The sequence below is a fragment of the Diaminobutyricimonas aerilata genome, from assembly GCF_002797715.1.
Lineage (GTDB): Bacteria > Actinomycetota > Actinomycetes > Actinomycetales > Microbacteriaceae > Diaminobutyricimonas > Diaminobutyricimonas aerilata.
This window is the reverse complement of the sequence record NZ_PGFF01000001.1, coordinates 2015758-2032783: the sequence shown is the minus strand read 5'-3', so window position 1 is coordinate 2032783 and position 17026 is coordinate 2015758. Positions and strand designations below refer to the sequence as shown.

Sequence of the window (17026 nt, the reverse complement as noted above, 5' to 3'; positions counted from 1 at the left end):
GAACCGGACCCCGCCACACGGGGTCAGCGCAGTTCCGCGAGCCAGGCCCGCGCGCTCGTCTCCCACTTGGCGTACGCGTCGGGGTAGGCGGAGATCTGCACGGCCTGCGCGGCCTGCGTCACGCTCATCGACTGCCATCCGCGGATGTCGAGCAGACCCCGGGTGACGCCCTTGTTGGGGTTGCTCGGGCCGCCGTAGAAGAGCCGTGCCGCGTGCGCCGCGTCCATCAGCTGCGCCTTGGTGCCCCAACCGGTGCTCGGACGCTGCTGGAACAGCCCGATCGAATCCCGGTCCCCGTGGTCGAGGTTGCGCAACGACGACTCCTGCATGGCGGTGGCGAGCGCGATCACGAGACCGTACTCGCTCACGCCGAGCTGCTGGCCCACCCGCACGATGACCTGCGCGTTCGCGCGCATCTCGGCCGTCATCGGGGTGACCTTGCCCGGCGTGGCGACGGGAGTGACGTGCACCGCCGGCGTCGTGGCGACGGTGCCCGGGATGGTGAGCGTGCGGCCGGCGTAGATGACGCTCGACCAGCTCAGGCCGTTGGCGCTGAGCAGAGCCTGGGTGGAGACGCCGTGGCGTGCGGCGATCGCGCCGATGGTGTCACCGGATTTGATCGTGTACGTCGACGACGCGGGCGGGGCGGAGACGACGGGCGTCGAGACGACCGGAGTCACCGGCGTCGCGGCGGGCGCGGCCTGACCGGGGATGGTGAGCGTCTGGCCGGGGTAGATGATGCTCGACCAGGAGAGGCCGTTCGCACTCAGCACCGAGGCGACGGGCACGCCGAACTTCTGCGCGATGCGGGAGACGGTGTCGCCTTTGGCGATCGTGTAGCGGCCGGCGCTGCTCGGCGCGGGGGCCGGAGCGGGCGCGGGAGCCGAGGTCGCGGCGCTCGAGAGCTTGAGCACCTGGCCAGGGAAGATGACCGACTTCCAGCCGAGCCCGTTGAGCGCGAGCACGGACGCGGTCGACAGTCCGAAGCGGCCGGCGATGCTGCTCACCGTGTCGCCGGCGGCCACGCGGTAGCTCGAGGGGACGGCGGCGGGGCGGTGCGCGGCAGGGCTCGTGGTGGTGGCGACGGCGGTCCCGGCCGCGACGAAGGCGTCCTTGATCGCGTCGCCGATGCTCGACTTGCTCTCCCGCGGCTTCTCGTCGCGGTCGGTGTCGACCGGCTCGACGGGACCGGTCAGGTGCATCGAGACGGCCATCGAGCCCGCGAGCACGATCGGCATCGTCGCGATCATGCTCTTGCCCACCCGGACGCGCGTCGGCCTCGCCTCGGCTCGAGGCGTGGGCGTCAGGCCCGTGATCGCGGAGTGCGCGAGGTCGTCGTCGAAGTTCATCGAATTCCCGTTCTGTTCCCGGCCCCCGTCACGTTCCCCCGAACGCGCGCGGAATTCCGTCCCACGCTGTCACACGAGGGCATTCCTGTCAATCAAAGAGGCGCATGTGATTGGTGTGACTGGAGTGGTGCAGATCGGATGCCCGGCTCGTGGCACCCTGTGAGAGTGAGTTCCCTCGAACCCCGTTGGTTGACCGTTCCCCAGCTCGTCGAGATCCTCGGCATCGGACCGGGCCGCATCCACCGTCTGCTCGAGGAGCGCGCCCTGCTCGCCATCCGGCGTGACGGCGTGCTCTCGATCCCCGAGTCGTTCATCGTCGACGGGCACCCGATGCCCGAACTGAAGGGCACCCTCGTGGTGCTCGCCGACAACGGGTTCGACGACGCCGAGGCGATGCAGTGGCTGCTCGAGGAGGACGACGCGCTCGGCACGAGCCCGATCGCCGCCCTGCAGCAGGGGCGCAAGGCCGAGGTGCGTCGGGTGGCGCAGGCGCTCGCGTTCTGACGACCTCGACGACGCGGCGCGGCTCAGGAACTGCGGCGCGTGACGGTGTCCGCCAGTCGTGACAGTTGCGCGCGGGCGGTCGGGCCGAGTGGCGCACCCATGAGCGCCGACTTCGCCTTGTCGACGTTGTGCGCGATGATGCGCTCGACCTTGTCGACCGCACCGCTCTCGCGGATCGCGGTCTGCAGCACCTCGATCTGACGGCCGTCGAGCTCCGGGTCGCCGAGCAGCTCGTCGAGCAGCTGCCGCGCGCCGGCGGGAAGCGCCGGTCGAGCGAGCGCGATGAGCACCGTGCGCTTGCCCTCGCGCAGGTCGTCGCCGGCGGGCTTGCCGGTCACTTCAGGGTCTCCGAACACCCCGAGCAGGTCGTCGCGCAACTGGTAGGCGACCCCGAGGGGGAGTCCGAACGCGCGCACCGCCTCGATCTGCTCGGCCGCGGCGCCGGCGGCCGCCGCGCCGAGCGCGAGAGGCGCCTCGACGCTGTACTTCGCCGACTTGTACACGATCACGCGATGGGCCCGGGGAAGCAGGTCCGCCTCAGGCCTCGAGCGCCACGACGCCTCCTCGAGGATGTCGAGGTACTGCCCGAGGGTCACCTCCGTGCGCATCCGCACGAATTCGTCGCGGGTCGCCCGTGCCGCGGTGCGGTCCGCGAGCAGCGCGAGCCCCGCATCGAGCAGCTCGTCGCTCCAGCCGAGGAGCAGGTCTCCCAGTAGCAAAGCCCCCGACCGTCCGTAGCCCTCACGGCTGCCCGCCCATCGGCTCTCGCCGTGGATGGACTCGAACCGCCGGTGCGCGGCGGGGAGGCCGCGGCGCGTGTCGGAGTTGTCCATGATGTCGTCGTGTACGAGCGCGGCGGCATGGAACACCTCGAGCGCCGCGCACATCTCGACGATCGCCGGCAGGTCGCGGTCGTCCGGTTCCGGCAGGGGATCGATCGGCGTCGGCGCGGTGCGCACCGCCTCCCAGCCCCAGTAGCAGAAGAGCGCGCGGAACCTCTTGCCCCCGGCGAGCAGGTCGCGCGAGAAGCCGATGAAGGGTTCGAGATCGGGCGAGATCTGCGCCAGGTGTGCGGCACGATCGGTCAGAACGGAGTCGAGTCGGTCGTGTACGAGGTCGACTAACCGCGTACTCCCAGGCATCTGCCTAGCCTAGCCCCGGGGGCGGGCCTACAATGATGCTCTGATCGCCACGTGCACCCGAACGTGAGGGGAAACCGAGATGCCACTTTCCGAGCAGGAGCAGCGACTCCTCGACGAGATGGAGCGCAATCTCTACCGCAATGATGCCGACTTCGTCGCGACAGTCGGCCCTCGACGCGGGCGCCCCAACTACACCTCGCTGATCGTCGGCATCCTCATCGGGGTCGCCGGGATCGCGGTGCTCGTCACCGGAGTCGTCATCCGGCAGCCGCTCGTGGGAGTGCTCGGATTCGCGATCATGTTCGCGGGTGTGCTCGTCGCCCTGAACCCCTCGCGCCGGGCGCCGGCCGAGCCGGTGCAGCCCGCCAAGCCGCGCAAGGGGGCACCGACCCGCGGCGGCGGCTTCATGGACCAGTTGAACGACCGGTGGGAGCGCCGCCAGGACGGGCGCGACTGACCAGCTCCACATCTCGATGAGGGCCGACCTTCGGGTCGGCCCTTTTTCGTGCGCGCACGAGCCCGTCACCCCGGCCCTCCACCGTCCTCCACCGGGCCGCCGGGAACCGCTCCGCGCCCTCTGATGCCCGGGTGACCCGCCCCGGCGTGCTCCTCGCGCCGCTTCGGAGCGGTCGATGCCCTCCATTTCCCTCCACCGCCCGAATCCGCATGATCATGCGGATCTCATCGTGCTTATTCCCGAATTGGGGTCATTTGTGCCTTGTGAGTGGTGCAAAGTGGAGTAAAGTGGAGCTACCTCGAGACCCGGGCCGGAGAGTGAGGGGGTGCCGACGTGTTCCTCGGTACTCACGCGCCCAAGCTCGACGAGAAAGGGCGCATCATCCTTCCCGCCAAGTTCCGCGACGAGCTCGCCTCGGGCGTCGTGCTGACCCGTGGGCAGGAGCGATGCGTCTACGTCTTCAGCCAGCGCGGTTTCGAGGAGCAGCACGAACGCATCCGTCAGGCACCGCTCACGAGCCGCGCCGCGCGCGACTACCTGCGCCTGTTCCTCTCGGGCGCGAGCGCCGAGGTGCCCGACAAGCAGAACCGCGTCACCATCCCGGCGAACCTGCGCGCCTACGCGGGACTCGAGCGCGATCTCACCGTCATCGGCGCGGGCGACCGCGCGGAGATCTGGGACACCGAGGCGTGGAACGCCTACTACGCCGAAAAGGAAGAGGCGTTCGCGAACACCGAGGAGGAGGTGATCCCCGGATTGTTCTGATGCCCGGTCGCTGACTCCCAGCCGCCCGCCCTGGTGCACCTTCCCCGGTTCCAGGTCGAACGGATGGGGATCAGTGAACGGGACCGGAACCGGACACGCCATGGCCGACGACGACATCCACATCCCCGTCATGCTCGAACGCACCATCGAGCTGCTCGCGCCGGCCCTCGACAAGCCCGGAGCGGTTCTCGTCGACGCCACCCTCGGCATGGCCGGACACGCCGAGGCGTTCCTGCGGCGCTTCCCCGAGGTGCGCCTGGTCGGACTCGACCGCGACACGGATGCACTCGAGATCGCCCGGCGCCGGCTCGCGCCGTTCGGCGACCGCGTCGAGTTCGTGCACACCGTCTACGACGGCATCCTCGACGCGCTCGACGAACTCGACATCGCCTCCGTCGAGGGCGTGCTCTTCGACCTCGGGGTGTCGTCCCTGCAACTCGACACGGTGGAGCGCGGCTTCGCCTACTCGAAGGACGCGCCGCTCGACATGCGCATGGACGCGACGAGCGGCCTCACCGCCGAGCGTGTGCTCGCGGAGTACGACGAGGCGAGCCTGCGCCGCATCTTCTACGAGTACGGCGAAGAGAAGCTCGCCCCGCGGTTCGCCCGTCGCATCGTGGAGCAGCGCGCAGTGACGCCGTTCACCCGCTCGGCGCAGCTCGTCGACCTCATCGCGAAGGCGACCCCCGCGGCGGTGCAGCGCTCGGGTCACCCGGCGAAGCGGGTCTTCCAGGCGCTGCGCATCGAGGTGAACCAGGAACTCGCGGTGCTGGAACGCGCGATCCCCGCGGCGATCGACGCCCTCGACGAGGGCGGCCGCATCGTCGTGCTCGCCTACCAGTCGCTCGAGGACCGGATCGTCAAGCGCGAGCTCCAGGCCCGTTCCCGCTCGACCGCCCCCGCCGGGCTCCCCGTCGAGCTGCCGGAGCACCGACCCGAGTTGCGCCTGCTCGTCCGCGGCGCCGAACTCGCCGACGATGACGAACGCGCCCGCAATCCTCGTGCCACCCCAGTGCGGCTGCGCGCCGCGGAACGAATCCGGAGAGTCGCATGAGCGCCGCCCCCGCCCTTGTCCGCCCGCTGCGCCGCCCGGCCGAGGCGCCGCGTCCGCACATCGAGATCGTGCCCACCCGCGAACAGCGCCGGGCGCGCCCGAAGGTCGCCTACGCGGTGGTCGGCGTCGCCGGCATCTTCGTCATCCTGCTCGCCCAGCTGCTGCTGAGCATGGCGGTCTCCCAGGGGGCCTACCGGATCTCCGAGCTGCAGGTGCTCCAGCGGGAGGCCGAGCGGGACGTCGAGGAGCTGACCGAGAAGGATCTGCTCTTCGGCTCGACCCAGTACCTCGCGGCCGCCGCCGCGCAGCTCGGCATGGTGAGCAACACCCACCAGGCGCTCCTCAGCCTCCAGACCGGTGCGGTCACGGGGGATGCGACTCCCGCCAGCGCGGCGGACGCCGGAATCGTCGACGCCGCCGGTAACCTCGTCGGCAACGCGCTGGTGGGCGATCTGCCGATCGCCACCGGCATCGCAACGGGGACGGGGGCGGCGGATGGCGCGGCTCCGGGCGTTCCCGCAAGCGGAGGCGTCGCACCGGGCACGGTCGCACCCGGGACGGTCGCACCGAGCGCCGGTGCAGCGGGCGACGCGACACCGGGCGCCGGGGCCTCGGCCCCCGCGGCCGGCGGCGGCATCCCCTCTCCGGTCACCCGCTGACCTCCCGACGATCCCCTTCCCGACGACCCGCTGACCCGATCCTGGAGCCGCCGTGAAAGCACGTCGCAGCACCCGCGCCCGACTCTCCATCGCGATGCTCATCGTCTTCGCCGTCTTCGCCGTCTTCGTCGTGCGCCTCGTCGACATCCAGATGGTGCAGGCGAACGACCTCAACGCCGAGTCGCAGGGAAAGCGCTCGGTGCCCGACCGCACCTACGGCACGCGCGGTGCGATCGTCGACGCGAACGGCACCGAACTCGCGTACACGGTCACCCGTTACAACATCACCGTTTCACCGAAGGTCATGCTCGGCACCCACGGGGTCGACGACGACCTCATGACCAACCTGTCCGACATCGCCGCGCTCACCGGCCAGGACGTGAACGAGCTCGTCACCGCGCTCACCGCCGATCCGGAGTCGAACTTCGCGTACCTCACCAAGAAGATCGACACCGCGACGTTCCGGGCCGTGCGCGACCTCGACATCGCCGGCATCTACTTCGAGCCGGTCTCCGAGCGGATCTACCCCCAGGGCTCGATCGCCGGCAACCTCGTGGGCAACATCGGCACCGACGGTCCCCAGGCGGGCATCGAGATGACCGAGGACGCGTGCCTCGCGAGCGCCGACGGCAGCGCGGTCTACGAGAAGAGCGAAGACGGCGTGCGGCTGCCCGGCAGCACCGTCGTCACCGACGAGGCGAAGGACGGCGGCACCGTCCGCCTGACGATCGACTCGGACCTGCAGTGGTTCGTGCAGCAGGCCCTCGCCGAGCAGGCGATCGCGACCGGGTCGGACTGGGCGACCGCCGTCGTCGTGCGGGTCGAGGACGGCCACATCATGGCCGCCGCGGATTACCCGGCGATGGACCCCAACGATGTGAACAACGCCCCGAAGGACGCCGACGGCGGCCTCATCACGGGTTCCCGCCTGTTCGCGATCCCGTACGAGCCGGGATCGACGTTCAAGGCGATGTCGATGGCCATGCTCGTCGACCAGGGGCTCATCTCGCCCACCACCCGCATCACGGCGCCCGGCTGGTTCACCACCCCGACGGGGGAGCGGCTCACCGACGCGTGGGCGCACGGCGACATCCACTACACGATGGCGGGCGCCCTCGCGAACTCGTCGAACACGGGCATCTCGACCCTCGTGCAGCAGTCGGGCATGAGCGCGCAGCAGCGCTACGAGTACATGCGCAAGTTCGGGGTGGGCGAGAAGACGGCCGTGCAGTTCAACGGCGAGTCGGCCGGACTCTTCCGCGAGCCGCAGGACTGGGACGGCCTGAGCAACTTCAACATCATGTTCGGGCAGGGTGTCGCGGCCACCTCCGCGCAGGTCGCGGCGATCTACCAGACTCTCGGCAACGACGGCACGCGCATGCCGCTCACCCTCGTCGAGGGCTGCGAGCTGCCGGACGGCACGATCACGGACCTCCCCGACAGCACGCCGATCCCGGTCGTCTCGGGCTCGGCCGCCGACCAGATCGTCTCGGTGCTCGAGAAGACGGTGACCGACACGCCCATCGGCAAGCTCATCAAGGTGCCGGGCTACCGTGTCGCCGCCAAGACCGGCACCGCCGAAGTCGCGCGCTCGGACGGAAGCGGGTACGGTTCGGACCGCATCGTCTCCGTCGCGGGCCTCGCTCCGGCGGAGGACCCGAAGTACGCCGTCGTCGTGACCCTCGGCCTGCCGGATACGATAAAGACGTCCTCCGCGGCGGCCCCGACCTTCGGCAAGATCATGAGCAAGACGCTCACGACCTTCCGGGTGCCGCCCTCGACCCAGCCCGCGCCGGCCATCCCCCTCACCTGGTGAGGAGCGCGCGGGAGAGAGAAGAACCACCCGTGTCGTCCGGTCGGATCCCCCCGGTGCTGCGCCCTGAGCACCCGGTTCCCCGCTCCCTCGCCGAACTCGTCGCCGAGTTCTCCCTCGAGACCCGGGGCACCGTCGCGGGCGTCGAGATCTCCGGCGTCACCCTCAACTCCGAGGAGGTCGAGCCCGGCGACCTCTACGTCGGCGTCGCCGGCGCCAACACCCACGGCGCCCGCTTCGCCTCCCGCGCGGCCGAGCGGGGTGCCGTCGCCGTCGTCACCGACCCGGCCGGCGCCGAGCTCGCCGCCGAATCCGGACTGCCCGTGCTCATCGTCGACTCGCCCCGCGAGGCGCTCGGAGAACTCTCGGCCTGGGTCTATCGCACGCGGGAGCACCCGCCCCTGCTGTTCGGCGTGACCGGCACGAACGGCAAGACCTCGACGTCGTACCTGCTCGCCGGCATGCTGACCCAGCTCGGACTCGTGACGGGCCTGTCGACCACGGCGGAACGGCACATCGGCGATCTCAAGGTCGTCAGTCGCCTCACCACGCCCGAGGCGAGCGAGATGCACGCGCTGCTGGCCCGCATGCGCGAGAGCGGGGTGCGCGCCGTCGCCCTCGAGGTGAGCGCGCAGGCGCTCAGCCGGCACCGGGTCGACGGGATCGAGTTCGACGTCGTGGGGTTCACCAACCTCAGCCACGACCACCTCGACGACTACGCCGACATGGAGGAGTACTTCCGCGCGAAGCTCCCGCTCTTCGATCCGGATCGCGCCGACCGCGGCGTGGTCTCCCTCGAGACCGAGTGGGGTCGCCGCGTCGTGGACGAGGCGCGCATCCCCGTGTGCACCATCTCGTCCCGCGCCGAGGACCGCGCCGACTGGTTCGTCGAGGTGCTCGACGAGCAGGCGGCGTACACCGGCTTCCGCGTCACCGGCCCCGAGGGGCGTTCCCTCGAGACCCGCGTGCCCCTCATCGGACGCCACATGGCCTGGAACGCGGCCCTCGCGATCGTCATGCTCGTCGAGGCGGGCTTCGACCTCGACGCGATCGGGCAGGCGTTGGATGCGCACGGCGGCATCGACGCGTACCTCCCGGGTCGCACGGAGCGGGTCTCGGGCGATCGCGGGCCGAGCGTCTACGTCGACTTCGGGCACAGTCCCGACGCCTTCCTGAACACCCTCGATGCGGTACGCCGCTTCACGCCCGGCCAGGTCATCATGCTGTTCGGCGCGGACGGCGACCGGGATGCAACCAAGCGGCACGACATGGGCCGGGTCGCAGCCGAGGGCTCCGACATCCTCGTGATCACCGACCACCACCCGCGATTCGAGGATCCGGCGTCGATCCGCCGCACGCTCCTCGACGGCGCACGGCTCGCCGAGCACCAGCCCGAGATCTACGAGGTCAGCCCGCCCGAGGAGGCGATCCGTTTCGCGGTGTCGCTCGCCGGCGAGGGTGACTCGATCCTGTGGGCCGGCCCCGGACACCAGGACTACCGCGACATCCGCGGCGTCCGCACGCCGTACTCGGCGCGACAGCTCGCCCGCGACGCGCTGAGAGAGGCCGGCTGGTGATCGCTCTCGCGCTCCAGGAGATCGCCGACATCGTCGGCGGGCGTCTCGTGCTGCCCGCGGACAGCGCGGCCGACGCCCTCGTCGACGGGACCGTGGAGACCGACTCGCGCCGCGTGACCGCCGGGTCGATCTTCTTCGCGTTGCCCGGAGAGGTCACCGACGGACACCTGTTCGCCCCCGCCGCGGTCGACGCGGGGGCGGCGCTCGTGGTCGCGGAACGCGACCCCGAGGTGACGGCTCCGGTCGTCGTGGTGCCGGACGGGGTCGCCGCCCTGCACGCGCTCGCGACGGAGATCGTGCGCCGAGTGCGCTCGCGCGGGCGGATGCGCGTCGTCGGGATCACCGGCTCGAACGGCAAGACCACCACCAAGAACCTGCTCGCCGCCGCGCTCGGCGCCCACGGGCGCACCGTGGCACCGCGCGAGTCGTTCAACAACCACGTCGGCGCGCCGATCTCGATGCTCATGATCGACGACGACACCGAGTACCTCGTCGTCGAGATGGGGGCGAGCGGCATCGGCCACATCGCCCGGCTCGCCGCGATCGCACGCCCCGACATCGCGGTCGTGCTCAAGGTCGGTCTCGCCCACGCCGGCGAGTTCGGCGGGGTGGAGGCGACCCAGCGCGCCAAGTCGGAACTCGTGCAGGCGCTCGGCGCCGACGGCGTCGCGGTGCTCAACGCCGACGACCCGCGGGTCGCCGCGATGAGTGCGCTCGCCCCCGGGCGGGTGCACTGGTTCGGGCTCTCGAACGACGCCGAGACCCGGGCGGACCACATCGCGGCCTCGGCGAGCGGCACGACCTTCGAACTGCACGCGGGCGGGACGCGGCGGACCGTCGCCCTGCGCATCCTCGGTGAGCACCACGTCATGAACGCGCTCGCCACCCTCGCCGTCGTGTCCGAGCTCGGCGTGCCGCTCGAGCCCGCCGTCGAGGCGATCGAAGCGGTCGCCCGCGCCGAGCGGTGGCGCATGGAGGTGCTGCCGCGGGAAGACGGCGTCGTGGTCATCAACGACGCCTACAACGCGAGTCCCGACTCGATGGCCGCGGCCCTGAAGACGCTCGCCCAGATCACGCCCCCCGAGGGGCGCTCGTTCGCCGTCCTCGGCGAGATGGCCGAGCTGGGGGAGTTCGCCGACGAGGAACACGACCGACTCGGCCGGCTCGTCGTGCGGCTCAACATCTCGCAGCTCATCGTCGTGGGTCACGGTGCGCGGCACATCCACAACGCGGCCGGACTCGAAGGATCGTGGGACGGCGAGTCCCGATTCGTCGCCGACGCGGACGCCGCTTACGCTGTGCTGCGTGACGAACTGCGAGCGGGGGACGTCGTGCTCGTGAAGTCCTCGAAGTCGGCCGGTCTGCGCTTCCTCGGCGACCGGCTGGGCGGGCTCACACCGTGATCGCGCTCCTCGTCGCCGCGGCCTTCGCCGCCCTCTTCACCCTGCTGCTCACGCCCCTCTTCGCGCGCGCGTTCCGTCGCCTGCGACTGGGTCAGTTCATCCGCGCCGACACCCCGACGACCCACGTGGTCAAGCGCGGCACGCCGTCGATGGGCGGGGTGGTCTTCGTCACCGGGTCGGTGCTCGGGTACTTCGTGGGCAAGCTCGTCTCGGCGATGGTCGGCCAGACCATCTCCGACCTCAACGTCACGCCGTCGGCGTCGCTCGCGATGTTCATGATGGTCGCGCTCGGCGGTGTCGGATTCCTCGACGACTTCATCAAGGTGCGCAAGCGCAACAGCCTCGGGCTGCCCGGCCCGTGGAAGATCGCGCTCACCCTCGTCATCAGCGCGGTCTTCGCGGTCATCGCCCTCACCGTGCACGACTCCCGCGGTCTCACGCCCCTGTCGACGCACATCTCCTTCGTGCGCGACCTGCCGTTCGACTTCACCGCGGTGTTCGGCACGACCCTCGGCGTCATCCTCGTCGTGCTGCTCGCGGCGGCGATCTCGGTGTCGACCACCAACGCGGTCAACCTCACCGACGGGCTCGACGGCCTCGCCGCCGGGGCGTCGATCTTCGCCATCGGGTCGTACATCATCATCGGGTTCTGGCAGTTCAACCAGGACTGCGCCACGGTCGTGCGCGAGAACCTCGACCGCTGCTACACCGTGAGCGACCCGCTCGATCTCGCGACCGTCGCCGCCGCGGTCGTCGGCTCGCTCATCGGGTTCCTCTGGTGGAACACCTCGCCCGCGCAGATCATGATGGGGGACACCGGATCGTTCGGGCTCGGGGGAGTGCTCGCCGCCCTCGCGATGCTCTCGCGCACCGAACTCCTGCTCATCCTCATCGGCGGACTCTTCATCGTCTGCACGAGCACGGTCATCATCCAGCGCACCTACTTCAAGCTCACCGGGGGCAAGCGCATCTGGCTGGCCAGCCCTCTGCACCATCACTTCGAGGTCAAGGGCTGGGCCGAGGTGACCATCGTCGTGCGCTTCTGGATCATCTCCGGACTCTTCGTCGCCGCGGGCGTCGGACTGTTCTATCTCGAATGGCTGTCGCTCTGAACGCCGCGCGGCTGGCCGCACTCACGAGCTGGAACGCCGACTGGGCGGGCCTGCGCGTCGTCGTGCTCGGCGCCGGCAAGACCGGGTTCTCCGTGGCGGACACGCTCGTCGAGCTCGGTGCCCGCGTGCTCGTGCTCGCCGAGAGCGTCGACGAGCGCACCGGCGAGATGCTCGCCGTCATCGGTGCCGAGCGAGGTGATGTGGATGACCTCGACGCGTTCGCGCCGGAACTCGCGGTCGTCTCGCCCGGGTTCCGTCCCGACGACGAGCGCATCGCGCACCTCGAGGCGCTCGGCGTGCCGATCTGGGGCGACATCGAGCTCGCCTGGCGCGTGCGCGACAAGACCGGGACCCCGGCCGAATGGGTGCTCGTCACGGGCACGAACGGCAAGACCACGACGACGCAGCTCACCACGGCCATGATCGCCGCCGACGGGCGCCGGGTCGCCGCGTGCGGCAACATCGGCACACCCGTGCTCGACGTCGTCCGCTATCCCGCGGGCTTCGACGTGCTCGTCGTCGAGTTGTCGAGCTTCCAGCTGCACTGGATGCACCGCAATCCCGGTGGAGAGGTGACGCCGTGGGCCTCGGTGTGTCTCAACATCGCCGACGACCACCTCGACTGGCACGGCGGAGCGGCGGCATACCGCGCCGCGAAGGCCAAGGTGTACCAGAACACGCGCATCGCGGCCGTCTACAACACCGCAGACGAGGTCACTCGCGGGTTCGTCGAAGAGGCGGAGGTCATCGAGGGGTGCCGTGCCATCGGGTTCGGGCTCGGCATGCCGGGGCCGAGCGAGTTCGGCCTCGTGGAGGACATCCTCTGCGACCGTGCGTTCCTCGACGACCGGCGGAACTCCGCGATCGAGCTCACGACGCTCGACGACCTCGAACCGGTCGGGCTGCGCGCGCCGCACCTCGTCGCCGACGTGCTGGCCGCCTCCGCCCTCGCCCGGTCGCTCGATGTGCCGGCCCCGGTCATCCGCAGGGCCCTCGCCGCCTTCTCGGTCGACGCGCATCGCACGCAGCACGTCGCGGAACGCGACGGGGTGCGGTGGGTCGACGACTCCAAGGCCACCAATCCGCACGCGGCCGCCGCGTCGCTCGCTTCCTTCGGCTCGGTGGTGTGGATCGTCGGCGGGTTGCTCAAGGGCGTCGACCTCGCGCCGCTCGTCCGTGCGCACGCGAAGCGGGTCTCCGCGGCCGTGGTCATCGGCGTCGACCGTCAACCCGTGGTTGAGGCTTTCGCGCGACACGCGCCCGCCCTGCCCCTGTTCGAGGTGACGGAGACCGACACTGGACGGGTAATGACGGAGGCGGTGAGGCTGTCCGCGCGGGCGGCCCGAGCCGGCGACGTGGTGCTCCTCGCTCCGGCTGCGGCCTCGATGGACCAGTTCGCGGACTACGCGGACCGGGGTCGGCGCTTCACGGCCGCCGTGCACGAGTACCTCGGGAGTGGAGCGCATGACGACGACCAGACCGGGACCGGCGAGCACCGCAGCTGACGGCCCCTCGGCGCCCGCGGCGTTCGTACGGGTGAGACGTCTCTTCGAGACCGGAAATTCGACCTACTACCTCCTGCTCGGCACGACCCTGTTCCTCGTCGCCTTCGGGCTCGTGATGGTGCTGTCGTCGTCGGCGATCGAGAACTACGCCGCGACGGGCGACTTCTTCGGCGCCGCCGCGCGGCAGGGGCTCTTCGCGCTGCTCGGTGTTCCGCTCATGCTGCTCGCCTCCCGCATGCCCGTGTCGTTCTGGAAGCGCTGGGCGTGGCACGCCGTGCTGATCGGCGTCGGTCTGCAGGTGCTCGTCGTCTTCACCCCGCTCGGCGTCGACCACCAGGGAAACCGCAACTGGCTCAACCTCGGCTTCGCGACGCTGCAGCCGTCGGAGGTCGTGAAGCTCGGCCTGGTCATCTGGCTCGCGCTCATCCTCACGCGCAAACAGGACGTGCTGCACGACTGGCGACAGCTCGTGCTCCCGATCCTGCCCGTCGCCGGCGGTTCGATCGGCCTCGTGCTCGTCGGCAACGACCTCGGCACCGCCATCATCATGCTGCTGCTCGTGATCGGCGCGCTGTTCTTCGGCGGCATGCGGCTCAAGCACCTCGGCGTGACGGTCGGCGCCATCGCCGTGCTCGGCGTGCTCGCCACGATGGCGAGCGACTCGCGCATGCGACGCATCAACGCGTGGCTCGAGGGGTACGGCGGCGACTATTACAACGACCTCGGCTGGCAGCCGCAACACGGCCTCTACGCCCTCGCCTCCGGCGGGTTCTTCGGCGTCGGACTCGGCAACTCGAAGGCGAAGTGGTCTTGGCTGCCCGAGGCCGACAACGACTTCATCTTCGCGATCATCGGCGAGGAGCTCGGCATGATCGGCGCCATCGTCGTGCTGCTGCTGTTCGTCGTGCTCACCATCGCGTTCGTGCGGGTCATCCGGCACACCACCGACATCTTCGCCCGCGTCGCGTGCGCCTCGGTCATGGTGTGGGTCGTCGGTCAGGCGTTCGTCAACATCGCCGTGGTCCTCGGGCTGCTCCCCGTGCTCGGTGTGCCGCTGCCGCTCATCTCCGCGGGCGGATCCGCGCTCGTGACGACGATGGTGGCGATCGGCGTCGTGCTGTCGTTCGCTCGCAAGCAGGGGAGCACCCGGTGACCCGCTACCTCCTCGCGGGTGGCGGCACGGCCGGTCACGTCAATCCGCTGCTCGCGACCGCCGACGCGCTGCGCGACGCCGAACCGGACGCCGACGTGCTCGTGCTCGGCACCCGGGAGGGACTCGAATCCCGGCTCGTGCCGGAACGCGGCTACGAGCTGCTCATCGTGCCGCGGCTGCCGTTCCCGCGCCGGCCCGATGCGGCGGCCCTGCGCTTCCCCGGCCGGCTGCGCGCCTCGATCGACACGACCGCCGGGTACCTGCGCGACCGTGGCATCGACGCGGTCGTCGGCTTCGGCGGCTATGCCGCGGCGCCGGCGTACCTCGCCGCCCGCCGCTTCGGCGTCCCGATCGCCGTGCACGAGCAGAACGCGAAGCCCGGCATCGCGAACCGTCTCGGTGCGCGCTTCACCCGCCACGTCGGCGTGACCTTCCCCTCCACGCGTCTGCCGCACGCGACCCTCGTGGGGATGCCCCTGCGCCGCGAGATCGTCGGGCTCGACCGCGCGGCCCGCCGGGGTGAGGCCGCTGCGACGTTCGACCTCGACGCGACGCGACCGACGCTGCTCGTGACCGGCGGCTCGCTCGGCGCCCGCCGGATCAACGACACGGTCTCGCGCTCGGTCGCCCTGCTGCTCGGAGCGGGGTGGCAGGTGCTGCACATCACCGGCGACCGCTCGGAACTGCGCGACCCGGGTCTGCCCGGCTACCGGATGATGCGCTACTGCGACCGCATGGACCTCGCGCTCGCCCTCGCCGATCTCGCGGTGTGCCGCGCGGGAGCCGGTACCGTGAGCGAACTCTCGGCGGTGGGCGTGCCCGCCGTCTACGTGCCCTATCCCGTCGGCAACGGCGAACAGCGCCACAACGCGCGCGACGCCGTCGCCGCGGGCGGCGCCCGGCTCGTCGACGACGCGGCGTTCACCCCCGACTGGGTGCGCGACGAACTCGTCCCGCTGCTCGCCGACCGCGCCTCCGTCGCCCGGATGGCCGCCCACGCGCTCGAGACGGGCGTGCGCGACGGGGCCGAACGGATGGTCGCCCTGGTGCGGGACGCGCTCGAGCGGAAGGTACCGTAGAGCGCGATGATCAAGCCCGACCTCTCCATGGAGCTCCCCACCGAGCTCGGCGCCCTGCACTTCGTCGGCATCGGCGGCAGCGGCATGAGCGGCATCGCCCGCGTCTTCCTCACCGCCGGCTACACCGTCACGGGATCCGACCTCCGCGAGACGGATGCGGTGCGTGCGCTGCGCGAGCTCGGCGCCACCGTGCACATCGGCCACGACGCCTCGAACGTCGGCGACGCCGACACGCTCGTGGTCACCGGAGCCCTGTGGCAGGACAACCCCGAGTACCAGCTCGCGCTCCAGCGCGGGATGCCGGTGCTGCACCGCGCTCAGGCGCTCGCCTGGCTCATCAACAAGCAGCGGCTGGTCGCCGTCGCCGGCGCGCACGGCAAGACCACGTCGACCGGCATGATCGTCACGGCACTGCTCGAGCTCGGGCAGGACCCGAGCTTCGTCAACGGCGGCGTCATCCAGTCGCTCGGCACGAGCGCGTCGAGCGGGTCGGGCGAGCTCTTCGTCGTCGAGGCGGACGAGTCCGACGGGTCGTTCGTGCTCTACGACACGTCCGTCGTGCTGATCACCAATGTCGACGCGGACCACCTCGACCACTACGGCTCGCGCGAGGCCTTCGAAGACGCGTTCGTGTCGTTCGCGAACGAGGCGGACGAGTTCGTCGTCGCGTCCGCGGACGATCCGGGGGCCGTGAGCGTCACGAACCGTCTCGACGGCAAGCGCGTCATCACCTTCGGCGAGGCGGAGCACGCGGACGTGCGCGTGCACTCGATCGTCGCCGACGGTCCAGTCGCGTTCACGCTCTCCTACGGCGGACGCGAGCTCCCGGCGCGTCTGCGCGTGCCCGGCGCGCACAACGCGCTCAACGCGGCGGGTGCCTTCGCCGTGCTCGTCGGTCTCGGCTTCGAGGCGGAGCCGGTGCTCGCAGCGATCGAGACGTTCGGAGGCACCGAGCGGCGCTTCGAGCTGCACGGCACCGTGCGGGGCGTGAGCGTCTACGACGACTACGCCCACCACCCGACCGAGGTCGCGGCGGCTCTCGCGGCCGCCCGCAGCGTCGTCGGCGAGGGCCGGGTCATCGCGGTGCACCAGCCCCACCTCTACAGCCGCACGCGTCTCATGGCCGGCGAGTTCGCGGAGACCTACGAGCGGCTCGCGGATCACACGATCGTGCTCGACGTCTTCGGCGCGCGCGAGGATCCCGAGCCGGGCGTGACCGGGGCGCTCGTCGCGGACCGCTTCCACGACCCGTCGCGGGTGGTGTACCTGCCCGATTGGCAGCAGGCGGCGGACCACGCGGCCCAAGTGGCGCGCGAGGGCGACATCGTCATGACCCTCAGCTGCGGCGACGTGTACCGCATCATCCCGCAGATCCTCGACGCCCTCGATCCCGCCCGATGAAGCGTCCCGAGGGCTTCGACCCTCGTCCGCCCCAGCCGGAAGCGACGCCCGAG

15 protein-coding genes are annotated in these 17026 nt (G+C 70.8%); 13 read left to right on the top strand and 2 right to left on the bottom strand.

The features are described 5' to 3' along the window. Window positions 1–23: 23 nt before the first annotated feature. On the bottom strand, window positions 24–1250 hold the full coding sequence (locus tag CLV46_RS09790) for a LysM peptidoglycan-binding domain-containing protein (RefSeq protein ID WP_425430423.1): 1227 nt from the start codon (window positions 1248–1250) through the stop codon (window positions 24–26). A 237-nt stretch (window positions 1251–1487) separates the two neighbouring features. On the opposite strand from CLV46_RS09790, the gene CLV46_RS09785 reads away from it, so the two are divergent. Beyond that, window positions 1488–1853, top strand: a complete 366-nt coding sequence (locus tag CLV46_RS09785) for an Rv2175c family DNA-binding protein (protein ID WP_100364593.1) — start codon at window positions 1488–1490, stop codon at window positions 1851–1853. Window positions 1854–1876: 23 nt separating this feature from the next. On the opposite strand, the gene CLV46_RS09780 is transcribed toward CLV46_RS09785, so the two are convergent. Then, the gene (locus CLV46_RS09780) at window positions 1877–2995 is read right to left on the bottom strand and encodes a polyprenyl synthetase family protein (protein WP_100364592.1); all 1119 of its coding nucleotides are present in this window, start codon (window positions 2993–2995) and stop codon (window positions 1877–1879) included. 79 nt (window positions 2996–3074) lie between these two features. On the opposite strand from CLV46_RS09780, the gene CLV46_RS09775 reads away from it, so the two are divergent. The 12 genes from CLV46_RS09775 (at window position 3075) to murC (ending at window position 16973) form a co-directional block, all read left to right on the top strand. Beyond that, on the top strand, window positions 3075–3452 hold the full coding sequence (locus tag CLV46_RS09775; RefSeq protein WP_100364591.1) for a DUF3040 domain-containing protein: 378 nt from the start codon (window positions 3075–3077) through the stop codon (window positions 3450–3452). 333 nt (window positions 3453–3785) lie between these two features. Further along, window positions 3786–4217, top strand: a complete 432-nt coding sequence (gene mraZ, locus CLV46_RS09770) for a division/cell wall cluster transcriptional repressor MraZ (RefSeq protein WP_100364590.1) — start codon at window positions 3786–3788, stop codon at window positions 4215–4217. A 100-nt stretch (window positions 4218–4317) separates the two neighbouring features. Then, on the top strand, window positions 4318–5271 hold the full coding sequence (gene rsmH / locus CLV46_RS09765) for a 16S rRNA (cytosine(1402)-N(4))-methyltransferase RsmH (protein WP_100364589.1): 954 nt from the start codon (window positions 4318–4320) through the stop codon (window positions 5269–5271). Next, on the top strand, window positions 5268–5930 hold the full coding sequence (locus tag CLV46_RS09760; RefSeq protein WP_100364588.1) for a hypothetical protein: 663 nt from the start codon (window positions 5268–5270) through the stop codon (window positions 5928–5930). Before rsmH ends, CLV46_RS09760 begins: the two co-directional genes overlap by 4 nt. A gap of 52 nt (window positions 5931–5982) precedes the next feature. After that, complete coding sequence (locus CLV46_RS09755; protein WP_245866703.1) at window positions 5983–7746, top strand: peptidoglycan D,D-transpeptidase FtsI family protein; 1764 nt, start codon at window positions 5983–5985, stop codon at window positions 7744–7746. Between the two features lie 53 nt (window positions 7747–7799). Next, on the top strand, window positions 7800–9320 hold the full coding sequence (locus tag CLV46_RS09750; RefSeq protein WP_100364587.1) for a Mur ligase family protein: 1521 nt from the start codon (window positions 7800–7802) through the stop codon (window positions 9318–9320). Continuing rightward, window positions 9317–10723: a UDP-N-acetylmuramoyl-tripeptide--D-alanyl-D-alanine ligase gene (locus CLV46_RS09745; protein ID WP_100364586.1), complete on the top strand. Its 1407-nt coding sequence runs from the start codon at window positions 9317–9319 to the stop codon at window positions 10721–10723. The genes CLV46_RS09750 and CLV46_RS09745 overlap by 4 nt, the downstream gene beginning before the upstream one ends. Beyond that, complete coding sequence (gene mraY, locus CLV46_RS09740) at window positions 10720–11835, top strand: phospho-N-acetylmuramoyl-pentapeptide-transferase (protein ID WP_100364585.1); 1116 nt, start codon at window positions 10720–10722, stop codon at window positions 11833–11835. Before CLV46_RS09745 ends, mraY begins: the two co-directional genes overlap by 4 nt. Beyond that, the gene (gene murD, locus CLV46_RS09735) at window positions 11820–13340 is read left to right on the top strand and encodes a UDP-N-acetylmuramoyl-L-alanine--D-glutamate ligase (RefSeq protein WP_100364584.1); all 1521 of its coding nucleotides are present in this window, start codon (window positions 11820–11822) and stop codon (window positions 13338–13340) included. Before mraY ends, murD begins: the two co-directional genes overlap by 16 nt. Beyond that, entirely contained in the window at window positions 13300–14493 is a 1194-nt protein-coding gene (gene ftsW, locus CLV46_RS09730) for a putative lipid II flippase FtsW (RefSeq protein WP_100365994.1), read from the top strand. The genes murD and ftsW overlap by 41 nt, the downstream gene beginning before the upstream one ends. After that, the gene (locus CLV46_RS09725) at window positions 14490–15572 is read left to right on the top strand and encodes a UDP-N-acetylglucosamine--N-acetylmuramyl-(pentapeptide) pyrophosphoryl-undecaprenol N-acetylglucosamine transferase (protein WP_100364583.1); all 1083 of its coding nucleotides are present in this window, start codon (window positions 14490–14492) and stop codon (window positions 15570–15572) included. Before ftsW ends, CLV46_RS09725 begins: the two co-directional genes overlap by 4 nt. A 6-nt stretch (window positions 15573–15578) precedes the next feature. Next, a complete protein-coding gene (gene murC / locus CLV46_RS09720) occupies window positions 15579–16973 on the top strand; it encodes a UDP-N-acetylmuramate--L-alanine ligase (RefSeq protein ID WP_100364582.1) in 1395 nt (464 codons plus the stop codon). Window positions 16974–17026: the final 53 nt, after the last annotated feature.